Here is a 25,809-nt window from a genome sequence, read left to right as displayed (position 1 = left end):
AGAGGTGCGAGATGAAACGGGATGAATTGAAAGCATCATTCCAGAATCCGGGTATCGATTACCGATCGGTACCTTTCTGGGCTTGGAACGATGAGCTGAAGCAGGAGGAATTGGACCGTCAAATTGAGGGGTTTCATGCGCAGGGGATGGGCGGATTTATGATGCACGTCCGAGAGGGACTCGAGACGCCTTATCTCAGTGAAACGTTTATGGATCGTGTAAAAGAGTGCGTCGCCAAAGCGAAGGAGATCGGTCTTAAAGCATGGCTTTATGATGAGGATCGATATTCCTCTGGTATGGGAGGAGGGATGGTTCCACGGCTTGGCGGTGACGCAGTGCGGGCTAAGGCACTGACACTTCATATATGCCGGGATTATCGTCCAGGCGCTAACCTCCGTTTTGTTTACCGAGCCGTCATCAAGGGAAATCATCTTTACTCGCTGGTACAACTATCCATAGATGAACCAAGCGAGTATCTTGAAGCTGCTAACGAGGTTTATCTTGTATTCGAACAACGGATTGCTGCCAAAAATGACTGGTGCCATGGCGATACGTATACAGATTTGATGAATCCCGAAACGACCCGCTTGTTTATTGAGGCCAATTATGAGCCTTATCGCCAAGCTGTTGGAAAAGAGTTCGGCAAGACGATTCCTGGTATTTTTACAGATGAGCCCACGGTTAAAGGTTTTTCAGAACGTTTAAATGACCCGGAGCTGACCTCGATGACTTGGAGTGAAGTGATAGAGCAATCGTTTGAACATCGAAGAGGATATCCAATCGGAAGCCTGCTTCCCTATCTTTTTTTTCAGGGAGAGGGCTCGGAGCAGATCAGACATGATTACTGGCTCACGATAACGGAAACGTTCAGCGAATCGTATACGAAGCAAATTGGCGCTTGGTGCAGAGAGCAGGGAATCCAATTCACTGGACATTTCCATTCGGAGAGCAGTCTAATCGGTTCCACTTTGAACAGTGGTGCAGTAATGCCGCATTATAGGTATTTGGACATTCCCGGTGTCGATACCTTATGCGAGCAAACGGATGAGCATCTTACGATGAAACAGGCATCCAGCGTTGCAAATCAACTTGGGAAAAAGAGAGTCATAACCGAAACGTATGGCGTAACGGGTTGGGATCTCACCTTTGAGACACGTAGATGGATTGGCGATTGGCAATTTGCGCTGGGTGTCAATGTACTGACGCATCATCTTTCCTGGTATTCGCTGCGCGGCTGCCGGAAGCGCGATTATCCGCCATCCTTTAATTATCATACGAACTGGTGGGAGCACAACCGCGGCATGGAGGATTATTATGCCAGATTAAGCGCCGTGCTGAGTGAAGGCAAGCTAACTCGTGATCTATTGGTTATTCATCCCTCTACATCGGTGTGGACGAGGCTAGGGTATGACGTGAAGATAACCGATTGGAAAAACAGTGCCGGCAACGAGCAGGAGCTTCAAAAATATGACCGTGATTTCAACCTATTCGTGAATCGGCTTGTCCAGCTTCACCATGATTATGATCTAGGCGATGAACTAATCATGAAGGAATTCGGCAAGGTGAAGGGGGACCACATCGTTGTGGGAGAGGCCATGTACAGCTATGTTGTGCTGCCTTCACTAACGAATTTATTATCCTCTACCTTGGAGTTGCTGCTTGAGTTTATGAGTCATGGTGGTAAAGTAGCTTCCTACGGTGAGCAGCCTTCGCTAATTGATGGCAAGACATCAGACAAGCTGGCTGCACTGCTGCTGCACGAAAGATTTACGCAAGCAGCCGATTTGAAAGAATTGGAGAGGCTGCTCGATAATGAGACAAAGCGTTCTCTCCGCATTCAGGAGCATCCTGGATCGGAAGCCCCATTCTTTATTCATATGCATCGTTCACTTGAGGGGCAATCGATTGCGTTCATCGTCAATAATGATCGTGAAAGAGGCTCTGAGGTTCAAATTATACTAGAAGGCGGCAGCTACTTGCAGGAGTGGGATGCTTGGACAGGTGAGATTAAAACGATTGAAACCGAAGCGACAGAGCATGGGGTCAGCTTTCGAGCTTCATTTGGTCCTGCTGACTCGAAGCTGTTTGTATTATTTTCGAATAAGCCGGAAGATGAAGCCGGGCAGATAAAGATATTTCCAGCAGGAAAGACAGACCTTCATTTGGAGCCTATAGGCTTCCAGCGCACAGCGTCCAATGCATTGATATTGGATCAATGCCAGTATCGTTTTGGAGAAGAGGTATGGACAGAGACGATGGAGGTTTGGAAGGCTCAGCGCCTAATTCGGGAACGTCTGGGGATGCGGCAGGTGTTTCATTCCGGTAATTTACAGCGCTATTTCTGGATTCATGAGCCGCATTCGGGGAATGGAACTCCTATTTCGCTACGGTTTACCTTTAACGTAAAAGTTTTGCCGAGCAGCGATGTGTTTTTTGTGTTTGAGGATGCGGAACGCTTCAGCTTTACTCTTAACGGAAAGGAAGTGCCTGCAGAAGCCGAGGGTTATTATTTGGACGTCAGCATGAAGAAGCTTAAGCTGCCTGCACTGACTGTTGGAATTAACACAATAGACATTCAAATTTCGTATCAAAATGATATGGAGCTTGAGAATGGATACCTCATCGGCGACTTTGCTGTTAATGAGCATCGAGAGCTGATAAATGAACCATTAAAACTAACGTATGGAGATTGGCGCAGCCAAGGCTATCCTTATTATTGCGGAAGCATGAATTACCTCTTCGAGATGGAACATCCGCCGGAGCATAGCACAGGATGCAGGCTCGAGATTGGCCAGTACCAGGCTGTTTTGCTGGAAGTAAAGGTGAATGAATCCGCAAGCAAAACGGTTCCTTGGCGAAGCGAAGCGTTCATAGAGCTGGATACCATACTGAAGCCAGGCTTAAATGCTATAGCCATTAAAGTCGTGGGCAGTCCTCGCAATTTGTTTGGGCCGCTCCACCTTGCTGATCCTCGGCCTAGCTGGATGGATTGGTGGTCATTTCATCCGGAGGAGGGCGAATATACGCCCGAGTACCAGGGCAAGCCTTATGGACTTATGGAACCGCCAAAATTAAAGTATGGTCTTAAGTAAATATCAGGAGAGTGAACATCATTCGGCCTATTCATTTGCAAATTAAAAACTATGACTCCCCTCTTGCGATCGATACGGATTGTCCGATATTTGCTTGGCAGCTGGAAAGCAAAGATCACGGAGAACAGCAAGCATATTATCGTATAGTGGTTGCTGAATCGGAGGAGGCCTTGTTAGCGGAAACAGAATTATGCTGGGATAGCGGCAAAGTGAGCTCCTCCGAGCAGTTGAATATACATTATGCGGGGCAGCCGCTCCAGAGCCTTACTGTTTACTATTGGAAAGTAGCCGTTTGGAATCAGGCGGGCAAGCAGGCATGGAGCGAGCAGCAGCTACTGTTGACAGGCTATTTGCATGTAACGGAATGGAAGGCAAAGTGGATCGGCAGCGGAAGAAAGCAGCCTTTCTATGCCCGTCATGAATTTCAAATATTAAATAAAGTAAAACGGGCTTATGCTGTCGTTTCAGGGTTGGGTCATTTTAAGTTGTTTATGAATGGCAGCAAAGTAGGCAACCATGAAATGGACCCTGGCTGGACGAATTATCACCAGTCCGTGCAATATGTGTGCTTTGATGTAAAGGATCATATCTGCATGGGAACCAATGTCATTGGCTTATCGGTCGGCAATGGCTTTTATGCGGGAGATGCGGGCGGAAGACATTTCTACACGATAGGAAAAGGGTATGAAGCATTCGGAGAGAACCTGCTTGCCATTGGAGAATGGCATATTGAGTACGAGGATGGCTCCAAAGCGCTAATCCTTACGGAAGCAGACCGCTGGAAGGTTAGAGATAGCGCAACGATGCTTGCGAATGTGTACGGATCTGAAAATTTTGATGCAAGACGTTACCCGGTCGGCTGGTATGAGGCTCCGTTTGATGCTGCAGAATGGGAGCAGGCAGTGGTGTTGGCAGCTCCATCAGGCAGATTGGTTCGCCAAAATCAGCCACCAATAACCGTGCGAAAAATATATGACACCATTGGAATTGAGGAGCCGCTTGAACAGGTATATGTCTACGATCTTGGACAAAACATGTCCGGCATGTTTGAGATCCATGTGAGCGGACCGGCAGGCAGCAAAGTGACGATCAAGCCGGGTGAGTTGCGAAATAAAGATAATACGGTTGCAACGCCTTGGGATATTGTTACTTTTTCTGAATACATCCTTGCCGGCACGGGTGAGATCGAGGTATGGAAGCCTGACTTTTCCTGCTACGGGGCCAGATGGGTGCAAATCGAAGGCTGTACGCGTGATGGTGGAGACCCTGCCAAGCCTGTCATACACGATGTCAAAGGTTACTTTGTCACTTCTGCCGCGAAAAATGTGGGCGAGTTGGAGGCGGATGATCCGCGCATCACACAGCTTGCCAAAATTATCATTAAAGCAATCGAGAGTAATTTACAGAGCGTACATTCGGATTGTCCGACGATTGAGAAGCTGGGCTGGGTAGAGACGGCCAGTCTGATGGGACCCTCCATTATGTATGTTAAGCAGGTGGAAGAGCTCTGGCTGAAAATAATGCGCGACATGATGGAGGCTCAGACAGAGGAAGGGCTCATTCCTGATATCGCTCCTGAGTATTCCAGGTTTGAAGAGGGGTTCCGTGATTCCATCGCATGGGGAAGCGCGATCATCCTCGTGCCAGAGCTGCTGTTGCAGACATACGGGAATAAGACCGCTATAGAAGAGGCATATCCGGCTATGAAAGCTTATATGGCTTACTTGCATACCAGAGAGATTCATGGCGGATTCATTGGACATGGATTAGGCGATTGGGGCATTGCACCGCAGACAGGCGGTGATTATGTTGAAAACGTGGAAACCGCCTTCTATTACGAAGCCTTCCGTTTGATGGCAAAATATGCTTTAATGCTGGGATATAACGAGGAGCATACGTATTATGCTGCCGAGGCGGAGCGAACTAAACAGCTTTATAATGAGCGTCTGCTTAAACCAGTTCCAGGTCAAAACCGCTACGCCTATTGCAAGCTGAACGGCGAATATGATCCAGAGAACCAGGTCATGCAGGCGATGCCGCTTTATTTTAGCTTGGTTCCGGAGGAGAAGCTTGCTGATATTGAAGTCGCATTGCTTCAGGCGACAGCCAGCCATCAGCTGCGCTCGGGAGAGATTGGGCTTCGTTATTTATTTGGCGCATTAGCCAAAATAAATCGAAACGATATCGTATTCGATATGATGATGCAGCCGGAGCATCCGAGTTATATCCGGTTTGTGGAGCAGGGCGAGACGGCTTTGCCTGAATTTTGGACGGACGATTCTAGGTCACGCAATCATGATATGATGGGCCACATCTTAGAGTGGCTATATAAGCATATGCTTGGTATCTCATCGATAAAAGACGCTTATCAAGAAATTGGGATCGCGCCGATTTATTTTGATAAGGTGCGTTTTGTGCGAGGAAGCTATCATTCCGTTAGAGGTATCATCCAAGTCGATTTCTCGCATGGGCAAGATGGAGTGAGATTACAGGTAAGTCTGCCTCCTAACACCATAGGTCAAGTTAAGATTCCACTTGCTTCAGCGAATGCCAAGGTATTAGAGGCTGGGCAGGAAAGGGAGTTCGATCCTGAATGGGAGAATGGCCAGCCTTATGGGGTAATTAAAATCAGCTCTGGCAGCTATAATTTCTATTCCCCGAAAGAATAAGTAGGCTTGCTTAGAACTGAACTGATCCCTGTTTATGAGACGGAGATCAAAAAACCTTTTCGTACTAAATAGCCAAGTGAAGCTTCTATAACAAGTATAGTGTTGTAAATAGTAAAGTACCTTAGAACTGCTAAAAAGACAGATAGATTCCAGGCCTTTTTGGAAACTGTCTGTTTCTTTCTTTTTTATCGTGGCTATATAATAAATAAACAGATTAATAAACAGATAGGATGTTTAACGATTCAGACTATGTTATCATTGTGTCATTTTATCTAAAGGGGTAAAGTTGCTATCAATATAGGGATAAACTTTGTGTCACTGGACATCACTGGACAAATGGACCGATAAACCCGCGTGGTTACGCGGATTCTCACAGACATCTTCACAAAACCCGTATTTCTTTTAGTTTAATTCCAATGATTTTTTGCTGTATAAATATAATATTTTTATATATTGTGACACAATTTATTTAAAAATCGAAAAAACAGGTGAAGATATGGAGGATCCGCTCTCCATCGGCACCATCGGGCTGATCAAAGCCATTGAGAGCTACCGCGCGTACAGAGGCACGAAGCTGGCTACTTTGCTACCCGCTGTATCGAGAACGAAATCCTGATGCATTTAAAAAACAAAAAGGACGTATCCCTGCATGACCCTATAGGGACGGACAAGGAAGGTAATGAGATTACGTTAATCGATATCCTCGGCTCAGAGGCAGATGATGTGATCAAAGAGTTGGATCTGAAGATCGAGAAGAGCAAGATTTACCTCAATCTGGATATTCTGGACGACCGGGAGAAAGAAGTCGTAGTGGGCCGCTTCGGCCTGGACACCGGCAGGGAAGAGCGGACGCAGCGGGAGATTACGAAGGAGCTGGGGATCTCGCGGAGTTATGTACCTGTTAAACCTTATTTCTTTCAAAATAAGTTCACATCATTTTTTTCGCTTTAATCAGGCGAGCGCTCTCCCGTTATATTGGGAAAGCGCTCGCCGTATTAACACGTTTTTCTATTAACTACCGTATTACCAAGGCAGCTCTGTGTCCATATGAAAGAACTTGCCTGTCGGTCCGTCCGAAGGTAACGTGGCAAGCATTACGCTTGTCTTACCGCCATCTTCAAGATCCATATCAGCGTATTTTCCGCCCAGTGGAGTCTTCACCCAACCAGGGTAAGCAGAATTCACTTTAATTGGTGTATCCTTCAGCTCATGTGCAAGATGGGTCGTAAAGGTATTCATTGCCGCCTTCGAGGCATCGTAAGCAAGAAGCTTGACATCATAAATTTGAGCAGCGGGATCGGAATGGAGTGTATTCGATCCAAGCGCACTGGATACATTAACAATTCTTCCGGCTGGCGCTTTGCGAATCAACGGCAGCAGTAGCTGAGTTAATTCAACCATGCTGAAGAAATTGGCATCGAAGGTTTCACGCATAACGACCGGCGAAACGGTACTTGTTTCATTAATGGGTGCAAGATCTTCAATCTCTATCTGTATCCCAGCATTATTAATCAACATATCAAGCTTACCGTACCGCTGTTCAAAAAAATTGTAGGCAACTTGAAGGTCTTCGGCTAGATTGACGTCCAATTTGATATTCTCCGCTTGGATTCCCTCCGAACGAAGTGTATCCACAGCAACCTTCCCTTTCTCCAAATCGCGTGACCCAATAACGACAGTGGCTCCAAGCTTACCTAATTGACGTGCCGTTTCCAATCCAATGCCACGATTTCCTCCAGTTATAAAAGCAACTTTGCCGTCCATGTTTATAGTCATTTTTAAATTCTCCTTTAAGATTTATTTTATACAGTCCTTTGACTTAGCCTTGATGATTTTAGGATTGGCATCATACCTAAAATTAATGCCGCTTTAGATTTAAATCGAGAACGATCGTTCTAATTATGTTAAAAAATTTATCCCAGGACTGCTAAAGTTGTATTAATAATGCTTTCCAGCTTTTCTTTGTCTTCTGTCGTTTTAATCATTACACGCAATCCCACCTAAGCATTATGCAGATAGAGGGAAAGGCTCACAGCATCATAATGTTCGGGAATTTCTCCCGTTTTCTGAACTGAACGCTCACCTGCAAATCATACAACAATTGCTCTGAAGCAAAAAAACTGCTCATGAATTTAAACTGCCACTTCTGGATCGAGCAGTGACAGTTCAACGGCCGAATTTACCGTTAAACAGCCCTTGGGTTGATTCTCTTCACAACTGACTATCATTTCAAACAACTGCTGGATAGCCTCTTTGGCAGAATTTGAGCGATGAATGCGATTCGTAATATTTGAATTCAAAGTCAAAGTATATCGGTTCAAGACATCCATAAATAACTGATGCTTGTCTACGAACGTATCATAAAAGCTTCTTCTGTGAATGCCCATGCCCTGGACAAGCCCCTGTATGGAGGTTTTTTCGTAGCCTTGACGCCAGAATAAGTCCATTGCCTTGTCTAATACCACGTTGATTTCAAACTCTTTGCTTCTCGCCATGATCATTCTCACGCCCTTTTGCTGCCCCACCTCCTGTCTGCAAATTCATATTATCATATTGAGAACGATAGGTAAAGTATTGTTTTGAATTGAGCTGCAGCCCGCAGCAATGGGGTTTATGTGTACATTACGGATTGCACGGTGAAGAAAATCGTTTCCATTTAATCGACCAATGCAGATGATATTGTTAAGGAAGTCTATCTGAAGATCGAGAAGAGCAAGATTTACCGCAATCTCGACATTCTGGATGACCGGGGGAAGGAAGTTGTAGTGGGCGGTTTGGCTTGGACACCGGCGGGGAAGAGCGGACGCAGCGGGAGATTGCGAAGGAGCTGGGGATCTCGCGGAGTTATGTGTCGCGGATTGAGAAAAGAGCACTGATGAAGCTGTATCATGAGTTTTATAAGGTGAAGCGGTAAGAAATGAAATGATAATTACAAAGTAGTATTTTAAAATAAAAACGTTAAAAAACGACTTGTCTGCGGATAAGTTGCTTTTGTTTTTTAGGTGAACCCCTGATGAATGCGGATTAGTATATCCAACTGCTATATCTCTACGAAAAAAAGGGATTCACGATGAAGTTGGAATTCGACGAAGCTCCAAAAAGGGTTTGGACATTCTTGGTTTTAGAGAGAGTTCTTTTGCGGTTTTTTTGAATCCAACTAGAGGTTTGGATTCAGAGACCCTGTTTGATTAAACTCCAGATGCGTTCAAACCTGTCCTGGTAGTCTGGTAAATTCCAGGATTCTTTGAAGGACGGGAGGCTAAACACCGCAAACGCGGAGAGAATCGCTTCTGCCCGTTCCAAGTGGGGATCGTGATAGTCCATTAAGCCGTCAATAATTTGGTAGGAATCCCAGAGAACGTCACGTAATACCAGTGGATTGCTGTCAACATATTGCGTATTCAAGGCGAACATTTTGGCATTCTCGTTATAGGCACGTTTTTTTGCGTTAGCAAATGCCCAAAGCCAATCGTGGAGCAATTCCTGTGGATTAGCCATATTAGTCATGTCTATTTTGATTTGTTCTGAAATCATCCGGTTGAACCAGCTCTTCGACACGGCTGCCCAGAGCTCTTGCTTATTTTTAAAGTGTTTATAAAGCGCTGCGTGGGTGATACTTAATTCATCCGCAATTTGTGAGAGGGTCACTTCGGATTTATCCGTGCGTTCAATTAATGTCTCCGCTGTTTCAATAATGAGCTCTTGTGTGATTTTAACCACTGTGCTGCCAACCCTTCTTTCTTCAATAAATCCCCAATAATCGTTTATACACCTGCCTGTATTTTATCATATAAAACAATGAGTAACAATTGTTGACTTTTGTAACCTCTGGCATTATGCTTGTCACATAAGTTACAAAAACAAATAAATGTTACTTATTATTCAGCGCATAGGAGGCTATTAATTATGAAAGCAGCACAGATTACCAAATATTCAAAAAAATTCATAGTAGAAGTCAATGATATTCCAGTCCCGGAAATAAGTGATAACGAAGTCTTGGTCAAGGTGAAAGCAGCGGCGGTTAATCATTTGGAATTGCTCATTGGTACCGGGAGCGTGAAGCTGATCCAGGATTATGAGTTCCCGTTGGTACTGGGTAACGAGCTGACAGGTGTTATAGAAAAGGTTGGTAAGAACGTCCAGGGATTTAAAGTTGGCGATGCAATTTACTCACGCCTGCCACTACAAAAAATCGGTGCCTTTGCGGAATACGCGGCGATTCATGCGGATGCCATCGGGCACTTGCCCGCTAATCTCGATTTTGTGACCGGTGCTGCTGCGCCATTAACAGGATTGACTGCTTATCAAGGTTTGCATGAAGAATTGGCTGCCAAAGCTGGCGAAAGCGTGTTTATTCCCGGGGGTTCTGGTTCATTTGGCCAAATGGCCATTCCTATCGCCAAAAGCATGGGGCTGAGGGTCATCGTTAGTGGAAATCCGCAAGCGCGTGAACGGACAATGGCGACTGGAGCAGACCAATATATTGATTACACGACTGAGAATTATTGGGAGCAGCTTAGTAATGTAGATTATGTGATGGATACGTTGGGACCAAGCGAATTTGATCATGAACTTTCCATTATTAAAGCAGGAGGTCGCCTTCTTTCTCTGCGGACCGGACCTAACAAACGTTTCGCCGAGCATATGGGCTTGCCAGGTTGGAAACAAAAGCTCTTCACCATTGCCGGGGCTAAGTATGATCACAAAGCGAAGAAAAAGAAGATTCAATATCATTTCATTTTTGTTCGCAGTGATGGCGAACAATTAAAGAAAATTACGAAGATTATTGAAGATAACGGGATTGTACCAGCGGTGGACCCGACTGAATTCCACATTGAAGATATTAATGAGGCTCTGAAGCTTGTTGCGACTGGTCATCCTAAAGGAAAAGTCATTATCCGATTTTAAGGGGAGCACCTAATGAAAGCTGCACAAATTTCTAGATATTCCAAAACACTTGAAGTGGAAATCAACTCAGTCGATGTTCCATCAATCACATCAACTCAGGTTCTGATCAAGACTAAGGCAGCCGGTGTTGATCCACACCTTGCCTTGGCGATTACAGGAAAAGTTAAGTTGTTCGATCATTACAACTTTCCATTGACTCTAGGCAACGAGTTGGCTGGAGTTGTGGTTGAAGTCGGTACCGGTGTCCAAAATTTCAAAACAGGTGATTTCGTGTACACTATGCCACCGCTAGATACAATGGGAGCGTTCGCTGAATATGTCGCAGTAGATGCATCTATTGTGGCTAAAATACCAGCTAATTATTCCTTTACAGAAGCAGCAGCCGTACCATTGTCTGCTTTGACGATCATCCAAGCACTAGATATTTTAGATGCTCAACAAGGCAGTAAATTATTTGTCTCTGGAGGTACGGGGGGCTTTGGACAGATTGCCATACCTTACGCGAAGTCACAAGGACTGTTTGTGACCGTCAGTGGTAGTGGATCAGCGCGTGATTTGGCCAATCGACTCGGTGCAGATGAGTTTATCGACTATGAAACGCAGGATTATACTCACATACTGAGAGGCTATGATTATGTTATTGATACCCGGGGGGCCAGTGAAATTAGTAAACAAATTAAAATATTAAAGCCCGGTGGTAAATTATTGTCGTTAAATGCTGGTCCCAATGCCCGTTTCGCTAAACGAAGCGCAGACTTGTCAACGGCGAAGAAGATTCTTTTCAGTTTACTGGGGTTGCCTTTTGATGGGCTAGCGAAATGGCATAATAAAAGTTATGATTTCATATACGTTCAACCAAGTGGCAAGCAATTAGCAGCTTTCACACAGTATCTTGAAAAAGCAAAATCTAAGCCGGTAATTGATTCTGAGTACCCCTTTGATCAATTGAATGCCGCAATTACTAAAATTGCGACAGGCCATAGTCAAGGGAAAGTCATATTGAAAGTAGATGATGAAGAATGAAATTGAATAATAGAACGATACTGGTGACAGGCGGCACGTCTGGAATTGGCTCTGCTTTTGCAAAACGTTTTCATGAGATGGGAAACACAGTGATCATCACAGGGCGCTCACAAAAACGAATTGATCAAGCAGTAAAGAACAATCCTGGAATCATTGGGATGGTAGCTGATGTTAGTGATGCTAAAAGCGTTGAGCAACTTGCCAAAGAATTAGCTAAACATTATCCCAAACTGGATATTGTTTTCAATAATGCTGGTATCATAAACGAGTTTGACTTATTCGATGAAAGTATTACCTACGAGTATCTTATTTCAGAAATCAACACAAACTTGAATGGTACAATATATGTGACCAAGGCTTTGTTGCCACTATTAGCCAAACAAAGAGAGGCAATGATTGTTAACGTTACTTCACTACTTGCTAATATTACAGTAGCCAACGCACCGACTTATTCTGCAACGAAGGCTGGCATACACATGTTCAGTGATGCATTACGTGAGCAAATCCGTTACAAAGGAAAAAATATTCATGTGGTGGAGCTTTGTCCACCAGTTATTTCTGAAACCAATCTCACGGACACTTATGATGAAGGATTGATGAATAAATTGATCTCTTTCCCCTTAACAAAGCTTGTTAATGTTGGTATTAAAGGCATGTTGAGAAATAAACTACGCGTGAACGTAGGTTTTACCAAAGTTATGCGCTTTTCAATGAAGTTCGCCCCGGATTTTATCACGCATACTTGGGGTCAAATGATTCTTAAGCAAAGTAATAAGAAAAACTAATCTTATACATTTTTTACGGACTATAGTTCGTTTTCATTGCTTGTGATATTGAATGGATTAGCAATAACATTTTTATTCTTTACCGATCGTTCTCAATATGTTATATTGAATACGGGAGGAGGGAACCAGAATGGCACGTTACAAAGAATTTGAAGAAAATGTAGTACTAGATAAGGCAATGAAGCTCTTTTGGGAACAAGGCTATGAAAAGACATCAATGACGGATCTAGTTGAGCATATGGGTATCCATCGGAGAAGTTTGTATGACACCTTTGGCGACAAACATACGTTGTTTCTGAAAGCAATGGATCGATTTCGAACTAAAGTAAATAGCGAGCTTGCAGGAGTAGTTAAAGGCTCTGAGACGGCTGTTGAGGCTCTTCAATTGATTATTAGTTACATGATATATGGGAATGAAGATTCACCTTCTGGTTGTTTAATGGTGAATTCTGCCGTGGAATTAGCTATGCGCGATGTAGATGTGGATTCAAAGGCCACTGAATCATTTACACTAGCAGAGCAACTGTTCAAGGATATTATTTTGTGGGGACAGGAGAATGGAGAATTAAACCTAGATTATGATGCCTCAGTACTGGCAGAACATCTGAATGTGGTGGGTATTGGGTTGAGGGCAATGGCGAGAACTTCCATTCCTAAAGAGAACCTGCAACGTACAGCCAACATCTCTATAAAACTTTTAACTAAATAGTTATAGGTTAATTGTCCTTTATGTATCAATGTTTATAATTTTTAGAGTTTATAATTTTTAGAATGATCGTTTTAATATATTGAACCAACAAAGTTTTCTTCTTGAAGAGACCCTTCTTTTTACCAAATATAGAATGATCATTCTTGTATTATAAAACATATCCCTCCATCTAATAAGAAATTGTATCTTCGTAATGAGAAGAATCCAGAAAATGTTGTTTTGGAATTGGAATACTATACTACAAAATAAAAAGGAGTAATAAAAATGAAAATTTCTGAACAAGTCGCATTTGTCACTGGTGCCAACCGAGGTCTTGGTCGATATCTAACGCTAGAACTTCTGTCCAGAGGAGCAAAAGTTTATGCAGCAGCAAGAAATCCAGAATCTATTGATATCCCAGGTGTAATCCCCGTGAAACTGGATATTACTAATCCTCAAGAGGTGATTGAAGCTGCTAAGATCGCTCAGGATGTAACACTTCTAATAAACAATGCGGGGTCGTCAACAGGTGCTTCTTTACTTGAAGGAGATCTAGATCAAATACACTTAGAATTTAACACGCATTTCTTTGGTACTCTTTCTATGGTTCGTTCTTTTGCACCACTTATAACTAAAAATGGCGGTGGTTCGATTCTGAATATTCTTTCCTTATTGTCTTGGTACAGTTCGGGTACTGTGGGCGCTTATACGGCTGCAAAAGCTGCAGAATGGGCATTGACGAACGACCTACGTTTAAATCTCCACTCTCAAAATATTCGAGTAGCGGGGTTACATGTGGGCTATATGGAGACAGACATGACATCGGGCTTAGAAGTTCCCAAAGTTAACCCCTTGGACGTTGCAAAAGCAGCGATTGATGGTATAGAATCTGACAATTTTGAAATTATTGCGGATGATGCTAGTCGTCAAGTACAAGGTGGACTTGCCGGTGGTGTAGCTGCACTATACCCCCAACTTTCCTAAAATAAGGGGCAGTAATAATAAGGAATTTCACTTAAAAACAGAACAAAGGAGACAATAAAAATGATAATTTCTGAACAAGTCGCATTTGTTACTGGAGCAAACCGGGGATTTGGCCGCCATCTTGCCCTTGAACTTCTATCAAGAGGGGCGAAAGTGTATGCAGGTGCAAGAAACCCGGAGACTATTGATATTCCAGGTGTTACACCAGTTAAGTTGGATATTACCAACCCTCAAGAAGTTGCAGCTGCTGCTATGATCGCTCAGGATGTTACCGTGCTAATTAACAATGCAGGCTCATCAACAGGGGCGTCTTTACTAGACGGTGATTCTGAAAAAATAGGTTTGGAATTTAATACACACTTTTTCGGTACACTGTCCATGGTTCGGGAATTTGCACCGATCATAGAGAAAAACGGGGGAGGATCAATTTTGAATATTCTTTCCGGATTATCATGGTTTAGTTCGGGAACTTTAGGCGCGTATACGGCTGCAAAGGCTGCAGAGTGGGCATTAACGAATGATTTACGATTAAATTTATATCCACGCAATGTAAGAGTAGCTGGTCTACATGTTGGCTTTATGGAGACAGACATGACTGCCAACGTAGACATGCCTAAATCCAATCCTGCAGATATCGCGAAAATAGCTATTGACGGTATAGAATCTGGCAGCTTTGAAATTATCGCAGATGAAATTAGTCGTAAGCTACAAGGTGCACTTGCAGGTGGGGTATCAGCGTTATACCCACAACTTTCTAAATAAAAAACTAATTTAAACTACAGAGGAGTTGTTTGATATGAGTAAATTGTGGACTAAAACAAAAATCGGAAAAATGGAATTGCCTCATCGTTTAGCTATGGCACCAATGACACGTAGCAGAGCAGAAGAGGACGGTACACCAGGTGAACTAAGCTCCCTTTACTATGCTCAAAGAGCATCTATGGGGTTAATCATTAGTGAAGGCACACAACCTTCTGATGATGGGCAAGGTTACTTGAATTCACCTGGTATCTATACTGAAAAGCATATAGAAGGTTGGAATAAGATTACGAATGCAGTGCATAAAGCTGATGGTTATATATTTATCCAATTAATGCATGTGGGCCGCATGTCGCATCCAGATAATACACCCCATCATCGTCAACCTGTTGCTCCATCTGCAATCGCGCCAGGTGTGGAGATGTTCACCGCTAAAGGAATGCAGGATATCCCGGTTCCGCGGGAGTTAAGTAAAGAGGATATTCAAACAACCATTGCTGATTTCCGAAAAGCAGCAGCAGCGGCTATAAAAGCAGGAGCAGATGGCGTCGAAATTCATGGAGCGAATGGTTATCTGATTAATCAGTTTCTTGGAGAGAATTCAAATACACGGACAGACGAATATGGAGGCTCTATAGAAAATCGTAGTCGCTTCGCGATCGAAGTAGCGAAAGCTATTATCGAAGAAATTGGAGCAGAAAGAACCGGCTTCCGTATTTCGCCAGGAACACCTCTTGGAGGAATACAAGATGGGGAACAAGGTCCTGAACTTTATCTCCACCTCGTAAAGGAATTAGCTCAATTGGATTTAGCTTACCTTCATGTCATGCATCTTGGAAATGAGAAGCTTCTCCAAGACATTCGCACAAACTGGACAAACGCATTATTGGTCAACAGAGCAGGGCGTGCTATTGATGATATTAGTGTAGATATTGATAGTGGCACAGCTGATCTGGTACCCGTTGGTGTATGGTCTTTGGCTAATCCAGATTTTGTGGAACGTCTCAAAGTAGGGTTCCCTTTAAATGAAGTTGATCGTAATACTTTATATGCTGGTACCGGAAGTAAGGGTTATACAGATTATCCTACGATGGATGAAGTGAAAGCTCAAAGGCAGTAACACAGCAGTAAGAACATAAATACCACATGGCGTGCCACTGTAATGGCACGCCATGTGGTATTGTAGATGTCGGGGGACAAGAACATATTCCCATTGAAAGTCACTAATTTAGCGGCTTTTTTTGTTTTATCGCAAGTTCGTGTCCCGAGCCAAGGACAAGAACTTGTACCGATTGCCGTAATGGAAAAGATTATAGTCCGATTACCGATTAGGCATATGTCTAATCGATTTTCGCCAGCTAATTCATTTAGCTGACGGTCAGGATAGCGTAACTATGGCGATTTGAAAAACTGGAACCGCAATCAATATACTCATTTTGAGCATCGGTAATTGCCAGTTTTGAGTATACTCTAAAGATTTTCTAATTTCATGTCCCGGAATAAGGTTGAATAAGTGCGTCATCTATGCCCTGCTTTTTTCGCGAGGTTAATAGAATGTGACGTAATGAGGAGAAAGGTTTTGAGATAAATTGGCCTCCTTTGAATATTTTTCCAAAATCTTGCGGATTCCCCTGTTTGTGTACTTTTTCTTCCATGAGGACTCAAACAAATAGGCCGCTTGCTTATTTTTCATAGTATCAGCGTGCATGGCCAGCAACTCTTTGAAATTATGAGGAAATGGAACAATGCAGTCTTTTTTAGTCCAGTGTGATCTTATTTTCAAAACGGGGTTCAACTGATCCGTTGCATAGAAAATTTATTTCCAATTCCTCCGACAACGGTTTTTCTTGATAAGGCTGATACCAAAAATATGCATCCGGACCGTGCAGTTGTACTTGATAAGGTCTCTCTGGCGATGATGGGATCAAAATACCCAGCGTGCCTAATACATCAGGAAACTCCTTGCGGTTCATTGATCCAACAGCTGAAACAAAAGAGTGATTCGTTAAATAATGACCGATGGCTCGCCCCCGGATTCCCGAATGAAGCAACAGACGTGGGGTTTCGAATGTGCTTTTCGATAATACGACCGTCTTTGCTTTAAGAACATAAGCTTTTTTGTCCGGAGATATAGCTTTTACACCGGTAACATACCCATTCTCTTCGAACACTTGGACCCGCCCGGGCCTTGACAGCCAAATCGTAAGGTCTGTTGTTCATCGCTTCAGCCAGAAAGGAGGTAGAACTGAAAAATACATCGGAAGGAACCTGCCCATATGCGGTTGACTGCAGGTTGGCGGCGATCGGAGTAGTCGTGGCTGTGGGAAACCCGTTTTGATGCAGTCGATTCCGCAAAATGTCAGTGAACGAAGAACCATCGGTATATCTGTTCGTGACGCTCATGACCTGTTCGAAAAATAAGGTCTACCAGAAAGATCTGGTGACCTCATAATACGATTGGGCAGGTTAGTTTAAGATAAACCATGCAAACATAATAAAAATGAAAAAGCTAAAGACCAGTATAGGCTTTAGCTTTTTCTTAATTCTTTATATTTTTTTCCCCACTTGCCCATACTATCTAGTATAGGAATAAAACTTTTCCCTAAAGGGTATGCGTCAAACAGCCCCCATCATGCAGTCATGTTGAGGGCTGTCGTATACTATAGCTATTGTTGTTTAAATACTCGGCAGGCGAGCGGTAGCATCGGCGACCACGGAAGCAACTTGTCTAAGACTTCGGGATCGTTTGGATCTGTCAGCTGAGGCGGTTGCTCGAAGAGGTACTGCACATACTTAAATGGATTTAGGCCATTTTCTTTTGTTGTTTCCATCACACTGTAGATCTTCGCGCTGGCTTTGGCTCCGCGAGCTGTGCCCGCGAAAAGCCAGTTTTTACGATTATGTGCTTAAGCACATAAACGCAAAAACTTCCTCTTCAGCAATACGCCGCGCGGAGCAAAAGCAAGTGCGATCATCTACAGCATCGCGGAAACCGCAAAGGCGAATGACCTGAAGCCGCAGGCTTATCTGCAGTATATATTCGAGCAGTTGCCGCAGCAACTTGAAGATGTGAAGGATCATGAAGCCTTGCAGAAACTGGCGCCATGGTCGCCATCACTGCCGCTCTTCTGCCGCAATTTCAAGAAATAATCTCGAGCCAAAGCCTCTTCTAGATAAGCAGGGGCTATTCGGCATTCCTTGAGTTGCGATGTCTTCATATTCTCGAAAAATCGGTAGTTCCATCATCTCATATGCTTCATCTTAGTTCCATGTGTGTCGGATTTGATGCATACTGAATAACAGAGAAAAACAATTGCTCCCGCGCCTTCGCTTGGGCTACGTCCTCCATCAGTGGATAAGATGTACACGGTAATATGAACCATTATTTCCAACTTGGGCGAGTGACTGCTATGATCTCATGAGGAACTATAAGCATACTAAGAGAAAAAAGAGACAATCGTTAGAAAACGATTATCTCTCATCGGAATAATTGATGTTAAAAGGTTAAGTTAATGAAGTTGTTTAAACACAAGGATTTCCGAGTGTTTGAAGGCCTTTTTCTATATCTGGATAATGATGATTTGAGGGCGTGGTCACACGTTTGGTCACGCTAAACTAGGATACTCATGTTATGAGAGGCCCCGGGACGAAGGCTTAAAAAACATCATTCAACGTTTATTTCCACTCTGCAACATCGGCAATCGGCTTTCGTGTTGAAGGGCGGCCATCAGAATCTGCCTTACCGATGGATACCAGCATAACCGAAACGTAACGTTCCTTGTCCAATCCAAATATTTCAGCAATGTTCTCCTTATCATACCCACCCATGGCACAAGTGTCATAACCGTAAGAACGCGCAACCAGCATTAACTGCATAGCCACCAGTCCGCCATCGGTTAAGGCCACGTCTTTACGAAAATGATCCGGGCTATTGCTATAATGAATATTGATAGCCTCAAGGATATATTCTTTCACAGATTCAGTCATTGACCCCTGTTTTACTTCTGCATTGAAAATTTCTGGCGCACTCGCAACATGCTCTAGGTCACCAAAAATTGCAATTACAGCAGATGAAGTTACTATCTGTTGTTCATTGTATTGTTGCCCATTGAATATGGCCAAAGGCAGCAATTTGGATTTAGCCTCTTCGCTTTCAATGACCAGGAAACGCCATGACTGCAAATTATAGGACGAGGGAGCCTTGGTCGCCTTGGTTAATATATCCTTCATTTCATCGCGGCTAATCTTAACAGAAGTATCGTATTTCTTAATCGCCCTACGTTCAAAAACAATTTTGTTGAAATCGTTTATCCGATTTCCATGCTCATGTAAATTCATGCTTCTATTCTCCTTTTTTGTTGGATTTATATTCGATTGCAGGAACATCATACCGCGAGAACTAAGGGTCAACTAGTACGGTGTTTATGCTACTATAAAAACTATTACCTTAACTTAACTCACACGAAATCCGATAAAACAAATGCATTCGTTATAAGATTCTGGTACAATTTATTAAGCATAGATCATTGGAAAGGGGATGCGACTCTTGAATGACGAACTGCGGCGTAAGGAGCTTGCTGAATTTTTGAAAAACCGTCGCAACAGGACAAGACCAGAACAAGTTGGACTGAGTAACAACTCTAATTCTCATAGAAGAACTAAGGGCCTTCGCCGGGAGGAAGTGGCGGTTTTGTCCGGAATCTCAGTGTCTTGGTACACATCCCTTGAACAAGGGAGAGACGTGCGTATATCAGATAGTGTCATCGAAAGCTTGGCCCGTACTTTAAAGTTAAGTCGTGATGAAAGAGCTCATCTCTATGTCATAGCGGATCGCAAGATCCCTCTGGAATCGGTTTCAGATGTGTCATATCTGCAAATATCCACCCCTGTGCTTCAACGCATCGTTGATCAATATATACATCTGCCAGCCTACGCCATTGACGGTCAGTGGAATCTGTTAGTTTGGAATCAGACAGCCATTGAAGTATTTGGATTGCAGTCTAACAAGATGAAAAACTGTTCGGGAAATCTGATCTGGTTAATGTTCAACGACCCCGTTGTACGAGGCCGTTATGCGGACTGGGAAGACTCGGCCCGAAAGCTACTCGCAGCTTTTCGTTACACTTTTGCTCGGCGGACGGAAGATCCCTACATCATTGAAATTATTAAGAAGCTTTTGGAAGTGAACGAAGACTTCAAAACGATTTGGGAACTCCATGACGTCCAGTGTTTTCGGGATGATAACCATTTTAAAATACAGCATCCCTCTGCAGGTGAAATTAATGTTCGTTCCAACACGTTTTATGCAGGCGAATACGACGATGTTACCCTCATTTTGTATACACCTGAAGACGATATGGATGAGAAAAATTTGATAAATTTAGGAGCATTCAGGCCAATAAATTCATTGAACCCCTGATTATTTGATGATACACTGTTTGACCAGCCATTTCTTTTAGACGCAGAGAAAATTAAGTGGATGCTTCATCGAAAAGAACGATTTACATTTTCATCCCCTCATGCCATTGAGGATTCAGCCGAAATATGGAACCAGCTTAGAAAGGACACGAATCAGACCGTTGAATTTATTGAAGGCTGTAACGATGAGGAACTTTATATGCACTATGCCTTTGATCAGTGGATGGAAAGGCAGAAACCAAGAAATCCATGGGCTCGATATGCTGACGATGGAGTCATACACTGTTGGAAGAAAGCAGAAGCTGAACAACTCCTTGAGGAGTTGAAAAGTCGAATGAAAACCTGCAAATTGGAAATACACCCGGATAAAACCAGAATCGTATATTGTAGAAGTGATCGATATCAAGGAGGACATGAGTATGAAGATTTTACCTTCCTAGGATACACGTTTCGCAAACGGTATATGAGAAACAAGCAAGGGGAATTTTTCAATGGTTTTTCACCGGCAGCCAGCAAAAGTGCAGGACAAGTATTGCGAGAGCGCATACGTAACATACGTACTTGCAATAAATCGGTTTCCATAGAGGAATTAGCTAAGTTAGTGAATCCTGTAATACGTGGTTGGTTCAACTATTTCTCGAAGTTTGCTGCTGGCTCAGCCAAAAGAATCCTGACTTATGTAAACCTCACTATAGCCAGATGGACGAAGTCCAAGTACAAGTCGATGAAGGGGAGCACGCTAAAGGCAATGAGATTTTTGAAACGTATTGCAAAGTGCAACCCGAATCTCTTTTACCACTCATAGACATGTTCACAAAACCCGTATTTTATACATATGTACATAAGTAGACTCAAAGCCTTACCACGTTCGGTCCATCCGTAACGTTCTGTCGGAGGACAAGAAAAAGCGGTCAAACTTACATCCCTTTTACTCGAAGAAAAAATCTTCATTCTAAAAAAACTTTTTACTGCAAAAAATTTCATCACAAAAAATAGAACAACCGATGGAAAATCAGGAGTGGTTACCTGTATTCCATCGGTTGTAAGAGACAACTTATGAAAGAAGACGAGTTTAAACCCCTCTTCAAACTTGGCAGCTTATTTCCTGCTCGAAAATGGTTTCTCATGGAGTGACTTAGCAAGACTTCTTATATTCAACTGATCAAGTATCGGGATCAGTCTCCACTCGAAATCGTTCTGCTGTATATTTCTTTTTTGTTTATCATTCCGTTCAAATTAAAAGATCTTATTCGTTCTCCAATTCATAATCTTTCAAAGCATCTTGACACTGCTAATCCGCACTAAAGAAACCACCAATTGACCGAAGAAGTAACATAAACCAGTTTTCTTTCTCCACTGTTCGCTCAGTGATTAAATCAACAGTTCTTAATTGTACGACGCTTTGCCCTTTGACTACGTAAGTAAATGTCGCCGTTCCAGCTTTTGTACCAGCTACTACAGGGGCAGCGAGCCCACCTGGAACTAAATTGACTGTAGCAATAGGTTGTGTAGATACATCTGATTTCGGGAGAATAAAATAAACATCATCTTTTGTTACTATCTGAACATTTTTTTCTTTCCCGCCCTTGACAGGAAATGTTTCCATCCCAGTGACTAAACTCCCAGCAGGAATTACTTGATTCATTGTAAAGTGATTGAATCCATAGTCTAATACCTTTGCCGTCTCTTCGAAGCGGCTCCCCATCGATGGAGTCCCCATGACAACACTGATTAAACGCATACCATTGCGCTCTGCAGTTCCGGTAAAGCAATAGCCTGCGCTTTTGGTATATCCTGTCTTGAGCCCATCCAAGCCCTCATAAGCATAACTCGGAATAGCTTTGTTAGTCTCTAGCATCCGGTTTGAATTGACAATTGGATCTTTATCGGACTTACGCATCTTGTAAAATGGAATGGATGTGACATCAGCATAATCTGGTTCATCTTGAATAAGGTTTTTCGCCAATGTGGCCACGTCTTTTGCTGACATCAGCGTTTCTCCCATTTCATCAGGGCGAAAGCCTTCTGGCATGTCGGCGCGGCTCAGTCCGGTAGCATTGATAAAATGGGTTTTAGTCAGTTCCATGCGTTTGGCTTCCTCATTCATAAGTGTTACAAAGTTCTGTTCTGTGCCCGATACATGCTCAGAAAGAGCAATCGCAGCATCATTCGCGGATCCCACTGCCATTGCGGTGTACAGTTCTTTTACCGTATGCTGATCTCCTTCTGCAAGAAATGCACGGGTACCTACGCTTTTAGATGCATGATCGCTGACTGTAACGATGTCATCCCAGGATAGTTCTCCTGTTCTAACTTTTTTGGCAACAATGTACTCTGTCATCATTTTGACCATACTTGCCGGCGCAAAGCCCTGATCGGCATTGATGGACAATAGAACATCTCCTGTAGTTTGTTCAATGAGAATGGCGGATTTAACATTAAGATGCAATGATTCCACAGTCGGTATGTCAGACATCCCCGATGAGTTAAGTGTTCCTTGGTTCGTGGCTGAAACTGAGAGCGGTAACACATATATTGCCAGTATACAAACGACGATTACTGTGATTAATGGTTTGAATATTCTAAAAATCAATGTTCTCTATCCTCATTTCTGATCATTGGACGTTCCAAATCGATGTGTCCCATTAAGCTTTCTTTATGTTCTCCATCAACCAAAAGTTCAATAGAGCTCACCTCACCAAATTGAAAAAATGTATGTTTTAGCGCTTCAATGGCGAACTGCTCTCCACCTGAGCCAAGCAGGGCTGTCGGGGGAACATGAAGATCAAGTATAATGTTTCCATGCGACACTTCAAGCTTGTTTAAGATTATCTCATCTTTCCACATCGGTATATTGCGATATATGAAAATTATAGAACTGAATGATTTAATGTCAACCTTAATTTTTTTCTAGTCTTAAGAAATTCTTTAGAAATTACTTACCTCGTTCTTCAGGATTTGTTTTTTATGATGGATTTAAGTGAAGCAATGAAACTTGCTTTACTGTGTTTGAATGACCGTTGGAAAACGTTGGAGGGATAACCCATTATGAACGAATACCATTCGAGATTTTTTGGGAAAAGCAATCTTCATGTAAAAATTTCAATCCATGTTTGCATCAGTTTATTCCTTGCCTTCTTCCTAACATTAGGCTTCTCATATGATCTTGCGTATTGTCGCGGAAGCGGATGAACACCATAAACAAATTGGTCCCACTTTCTCTCGGTTGTAGGCCCTTTCTCCATGGACCTAAAAACAATGCCATTCGTTAGGTCTTTCAGTCATTTTCGTACATCTCTAATTTCAATACATACATGCTCGATTCGAGGTTATAAATGCCGAGTATATCAGGCGTAACCTCAAATGAATTCATGTCATCCACGATATCATTCCGTCCACCAGACGCCAAGAGAACACCCCAATTTGCATGAGACTTTCCATCCGCAGAGAAATGACTATCACTCATATCGGCGGTTAATACCGTAACACTTGCACCGGGATAACAGACAAAAACACTGTATTCCCTTGGATTACCTCCGTCATCGTTCATGCTTTCGGTTCGAACTTCGTAGACATTTGCTACCTCAAGTTTAAGTCCGCCATGGTTAAAAGTTTTAGTTTCTCCGTTTTGTGTCGGACTTGGTGTAGGACTTGGTGAATTAGAAGGTGTTTCAAGTGACGTTGAAGTCGGTGTTGAACTCGAATCAGTATTGGAGGGCATAGCTTCAGTAGGTACATTATTGTTATTGCAGCCAGCTAACAACATCAACATAGTAATTGTCATGAGTATTACCATAGCACCTAGCATTTGATTAGAGTAGTTCATACACGATCGCCTTCCTTATCAGCATAATTTCTTTCACCATTTAGACGTAAATATTTGGAAATTGTTGCGTTCCCATTAACGTGATAAAGCTGCCGATAATGCCAGCAGATTCTTCGTAGGTGTATATGGAGCTATCGTTTTCCGTTAGAGCTTAACGCCACCGTGCCAGTATAGAACTTTATTTCATCAGACACGTACGGCGTACTAATGTTTACTGGTGTCTATATATAGTATTTTATACATATGTATACAAATCGACCGAATCCCTTGTCCCACAACTGTTTGTGTAACTTTGTCTGAGGACAAGAACATTGTTCCTTAAAGATTGTTCGATCCGTTCTCCACTTACTCCAATTTTCAGCGGGTTGAATTTCAATATGTGCAACCTGCTCTCCTCCAACCATCGTAGATACTTTAAAAATCCCACTTGCTGTTCCACGTACCCGCACAGTAATTGCTTTTTCACTCCGGAATACAAAATATTTGTATCCTGCCCATGCACCATCTCGTATGTTGGCAATATACTGATTGCTCTCCTCTTCTCTATCCGTTCCGCTTTGAGTAAAGTAAGGATGGTTGCCGGTAGTGTCTTTTTCTTTACCGTATTCATAGGTTCCTTCAGGTCCAGATAGATTGCATGCTATGCGCGCCTCATATTCCCCTGTCCCAGTCAACGGCCCTTCATTAAGGCCGCAACTGGTCATTTCCACCTGTGGTATGCTACCGTCCGTCAGTATCTCAATCCTTTCAGCACAACCCTGCCGTGAAAAATGGTGTCCATTCGTTTGTCTATGATAAAATACGTACCATTCTCCATTGATTTGTACAATACCACCATGTGTATTTCCGGTATAGTTTAACGCTTTCCCCGCAGAATGTTTACCCACATCGCCATTGCTCACAATGGTACCTCCAAATGCATATCCGCTATCAGGCCTATCGCTGACGGCATAACATAGCTCATGACTTTTTTCAGAGGAATATATTATATAATATTTATTTCCTATTTTACGTGGGCTACTAGCTTCGTAAAATGCGTGCTCTTCGAAACTGGTCGCTTTGGCCGTACATGCACCAGGAACGGCCACAATGGGTGAGCTTTTTAGCGTGAGCATGTCCGGTTCCAGTTCTACACAATAAGCACCATCGATCAGGAGTAAACAGATGGTCCGTTCCTTCCATTCCGTTCAAATAAAAGTGATATATTCCTTTGGCCGTAAAACTAGCTCTGGCCTGGGCAAGGCCCTTCCTTACAGTGAATTCCTTGCGAATATAAGGGGCAGGTTTATATACATCAATTTGCACTTCCTTTTCCGGTTCTATCCAGAGGGCATGCCAGTCACTGGTATGCAGCAGCCCCATTTCGAAGAAAGCGTATTCACTAAATAATGACACTTCATCGTGATTGCCCCAAACCTTAACCCTCCAATAAACGCGTTGCAGCGTTTTCAACGACGGACCCGCATACAAGATGGCTTGGGACTGGTCAGACTCTATCTTGCCTGTATCCCAAAGCAAATCGTTAAAATCTTTCGTTCCGGATGCCTGAGCTCCTTTTGTTATGAGCAGCGTTCCTCCTGCATCAAAAATATGGTGTAACAGCCTTCTCCCGAATTCGGTATTTATTAGGCTATATTTTAGCTTTAATTTAAAATTG

At 43.0% G+C, this 25,809-nt stretch carries 21 protein-coding genes and 4 pseudogenes; 14 read left to right on the top strand and 11 right to left on the bottom strand.

The genetic code is table 11. The annotated features are described in order from the left end of the window. Positions 1-11: 11 nt before the first annotated feature. The 3 genes and pseudogenes from AC6B99_RS12275 to AC6B99_RS12265 form a co-directional block, all read left to right on the top strand. Entirely contained in the window at positions 12-3,092 is a 3,081-nt protein-coding gene (locus AC6B99_RS12275) for a glycosyl hydrolase (RefSeq protein ID WP_496663448.1), read from the top strand. 11 nt (positions 3,093-3,103) lie between these two features. Then, positions 3,104-5,761: a family 78 glycoside hydrolase catalytic domain gene (locus AC6B99_RS12270; protein ID WP_494860360.1), complete on the top strand. Its 2,658-nt coding sequence runs from the start codon at positions 3,104-3,106 to the stop codon at positions 5,759-5,761. 424 nt (positions 5,762-6,185) lie between these two features. Continuing rightward, positions 6,186-6,712, top strand: a pseudogene (locus AC6B99_RS12265) (sigma-70 family RNA polymerase sigma factor); the annotation flags it as partial. Between the two features lie 72 nt (positions 6,713-6,784). Here the strand turns inward: AC6B99_RS12265 and AC6B99_RS12260 are convergent. Next, positions 6,785-7,537: an SDR family oxidoreductase gene (locus AC6B99_RS12260; RefSeq protein ID WP_200931666.1), complete on the bottom strand. Its 753-nt coding sequence runs from the start codon at positions 7,535-7,537 to the stop codon at positions 6,785-6,787. Positions 7,538-7,893: 356 nt separating this feature from the next. Continuing rightward, a complete protein-coding gene (locus tag AC6B99_RS12255) occupies positions 7,894-8,286 on the bottom strand; it encodes a TetR family transcriptional regulator (RefSeq protein ID WP_494860364.1) in 393 nt (130 codons plus the stop codon). A 138-nt stretch (positions 8,287-8,424) separates the two neighbouring features. Between AC6B99_RS12255 and AC6B99_RS12250 the strand changes: the two are divergent. Further along, positions 8,425-8,675: pseudogene (locus AC6B99_RS12250) on the top strand (sigma-70 family RNA polymerase sigma factor); the annotation flags it as partial. 257 nt (positions 8,676-8,932) lie between these two features. Here the strand turns inward: AC6B99_RS12250 and AC6B99_RS12245 are convergent. Beyond that, positions 8,933-9,481, bottom strand: coding sequence for a TetR/AcrR family transcriptional regulator (locus AC6B99_RS12245; protein WP_496663447.1), 549 nt, complete (start codon positions 9,479-9,481; stop codon positions 8,933-8,935). 186 nt (positions 9,482-9,667) lie between these two features. Between AC6B99_RS12245 and AC6B99_RS12240 the strand changes: the two genes are divergently transcribed. The 7 genes from AC6B99_RS12240 (at position 9,668) to AC6B99_RS12210 (ending at position 16,028) form a co-directional block, all read left to right on the top strand. Then, complete coding sequence (locus AC6B99_RS12240) at positions 9,668-10,669, top strand: NADP-dependent oxidoreductase (RefSeq protein ID WP_046230981.1); 1,002 nt, start codon at positions 9,668-9,670, stop codon at positions 10,667-10,669. A 12-nt stretch (positions 10,670-10,681) separates the two neighbouring features. After that, positions 10,682-11,692 carry an NADP-dependent oxidoreductase gene (locus tag AC6B99_RS12235; protein WP_496663446.1) on the top strand — a complete coding sequence of 337 codons (1,011 nt, stop codon included), beginning with the start codon at positions 10,682-10,684 and terminating at the stop codon, positions 11,690-11,692. Next, positions 11,689-12,477, top strand: a complete 789-nt coding sequence (locus tag AC6B99_RS12230; RefSeq protein WP_496663445.1) for an SDR family oxidoreductase — start codon at positions 11,689-11,691, stop codon at positions 12,475-12,477. The genes AC6B99_RS12235 and AC6B99_RS12230 overlap by 4 nt, the downstream gene beginning before the upstream one ends. Before the next feature lie 130 nt (positions 12,478-12,607). Then, complete coding sequence (locus AC6B99_RS12225) at positions 12,608-13,186, top strand: TetR/AcrR family transcriptional regulator (protein ID WP_056040356.1); 579 nt, start codon at positions 12,608-12,610, stop codon at positions 13,184-13,186. A 264-nt stretch (positions 13,187-13,450) separates the two neighbouring features. Further along, a complete protein-coding gene (locus AC6B99_RS12220) occupies positions 13,451-14,149 on the top strand; it encodes an SDR family oxidoreductase (protein WP_056040355.1) in 699 nt (232 codons plus the stop codon). A gap of 60 nt (positions 14,150-14,209) precedes the next feature. After that, the gene (locus tag AC6B99_RS12215; protein WP_056040353.1) at positions 14,210-14,911 is read left to right on the top strand and encodes an SDR family oxidoreductase; all 702 of its coding nucleotides are present in this window, start codon (positions 14,210-14,212) and stop codon (positions 14,909-14,911) included. Between the two features lie 34 nt (positions 14,912-14,945). Next, the gene (locus AC6B99_RS12210) at positions 14,946-16,028 is read left to right on the top strand and encodes an alkene reductase (RefSeq protein WP_046230975.1); all 1,083 of its coding nucleotides are present in this window, start codon (positions 14,946-14,948) and stop codon (positions 16,026-16,028) included. A 637-nt stretch (positions 16,029-16,665) separates the two neighbouring features. On the opposite strand, the gene AC6B99_RS12205 is transcribed toward AC6B99_RS12210, so the two are convergent. Next, the gene (locus tag AC6B99_RS12205; protein ID WP_056040351.1) at positions 16,666-17,079 is read right to left on the bottom strand and encodes a GMC family oxidoreductase N-terminal domain-containing protein; all 414 of its coding nucleotides are present in this window, start codon (positions 17,077-17,079) and stop codon (positions 16,666-16,668) included. A 495-nt stretch (positions 17,080-17,574) separates the two neighbouring features. Then, a pseudogene (locus AC6B99_RS12200) lies at positions 17,575-17,805 on the bottom strand (transposase domain-containing protein); the annotation flags it as partial. A gap of 22 nt (positions 17,806-17,827) precedes the next feature. On the opposite strand from AC6B99_RS12200, the pseudogene AC6B99_RS12195 reads away from it, so the two are divergent. Then, positions 17,828-18,058, top strand: a pseudogene (locus AC6B99_RS12195) (transposase domain-containing protein); the annotation flags it as partial. Between the two features lie 525 nt (positions 18,059-18,583). Here the strand turns inward: AC6B99_RS12195 and AC6B99_RS12190 are convergent. Then, positions 18,584-19,246 (bottom strand): nitroreductase family protein, encoded by a 663-nt coding sequence (locus tag AC6B99_RS12190; RefSeq protein ID WP_056040346.1) that lies wholly within the window; start codon positions 19,244-19,246, stop codon positions 18,584-18,586. A gap of 208 nt (positions 19,247-19,454) precedes the next feature. Between AC6B99_RS12190 and AC6B99_RS12185 the strand changes: the two genes are divergently transcribed. Beyond that, entirely contained in the window at positions 19,455-20,327 is an 873-nt protein-coding gene (locus AC6B99_RS12185; protein WP_496663444.1) for a helix-turn-helix transcriptional regulator, read from the top strand. A 60-nt stretch (positions 20,328-20,387) separates the two neighbouring features. Continuing rightward, positions 20,388-21,131, top strand: coding sequence for a group II intron maturase-specific domain-containing protein (locus tag AC6B99_RS12180; protein WP_056040341.1), 744 nt, complete (start codon positions 20,388-20,390; stop codon positions 21,129-21,131). Between the two features lie 486 nt (positions 21,132-21,617). Here AC6B99_RS12180 and AC6B99_RS12175 read toward each other — a convergent pair whose 3' ends face one another. The 5 genes from AC6B99_RS12175 to AC6B99_RS12155 all read right to left on the bottom strand — a co-directional run bounded on the left by AC6B99_RS12175 (position 21,618) and on the right by AC6B99_RS12155 (position 25,670). Then, complete coding sequence (locus AC6B99_RS12175; RefSeq protein ID WP_494860394.1) at positions 21,618-22,919, bottom strand: serine hydrolase; 1,302 nt, start codon at positions 22,917-22,919, stop codon at positions 21,618-21,620. Continuing rightward, on the bottom strand, positions 22,916-23,173 hold the full coding sequence (locus AC6B99_RS12170) for a GerMN domain-containing protein (protein WP_056040337.1): 258 nt from the start codon (positions 23,171-23,173) through the stop codon (positions 22,916-22,918). The genes AC6B99_RS12175 and AC6B99_RS12170 overlap by 4 nt, the downstream gene beginning before the upstream one ends. A 430-nt stretch (positions 23,174-23,603) precedes the next feature. Further along, a complete protein-coding gene (locus tag AC6B99_RS12165; RefSeq protein ID WP_494860396.1) occupies positions 23,604-24,152 on the bottom strand; it encodes a hypothetical protein in 549 nt (182 codons plus the stop codon). Between the two features lie 221 nt (positions 24,153-24,373). Continuing rightward, on the bottom strand, positions 24,374-25,267 hold the full coding sequence (locus AC6B99_RS12160; RefSeq protein ID WP_496663443.1) for a hypothetical protein: 894 nt from the start codon (positions 25,265-25,267) through the stop codon (positions 24,374-24,376). Beyond that, positions 25,173-25,670, bottom strand: coding sequence for a glycoside hydrolase family 78 protein (locus AC6B99_RS12155; RefSeq protein WP_056040325.1), 498 nt, complete (start codon positions 25,668-25,670; stop codon positions 25,173-25,175). Before AC6B99_RS12155 ends, AC6B99_RS12160 begins: the two co-directional genes overlap by 95 nt. Between the last annotated feature and the right edge of the window lie 139 nt (positions 25,671-25,809).

It is taken from the genome of Paenibacillus liaoningensis (assembly GCF_059609455.1).
The sequence above is the reverse complement of the archived record's forward strand: the minus strand, read 5'-3'. Positions and strand labels throughout refer to the sequence as shown.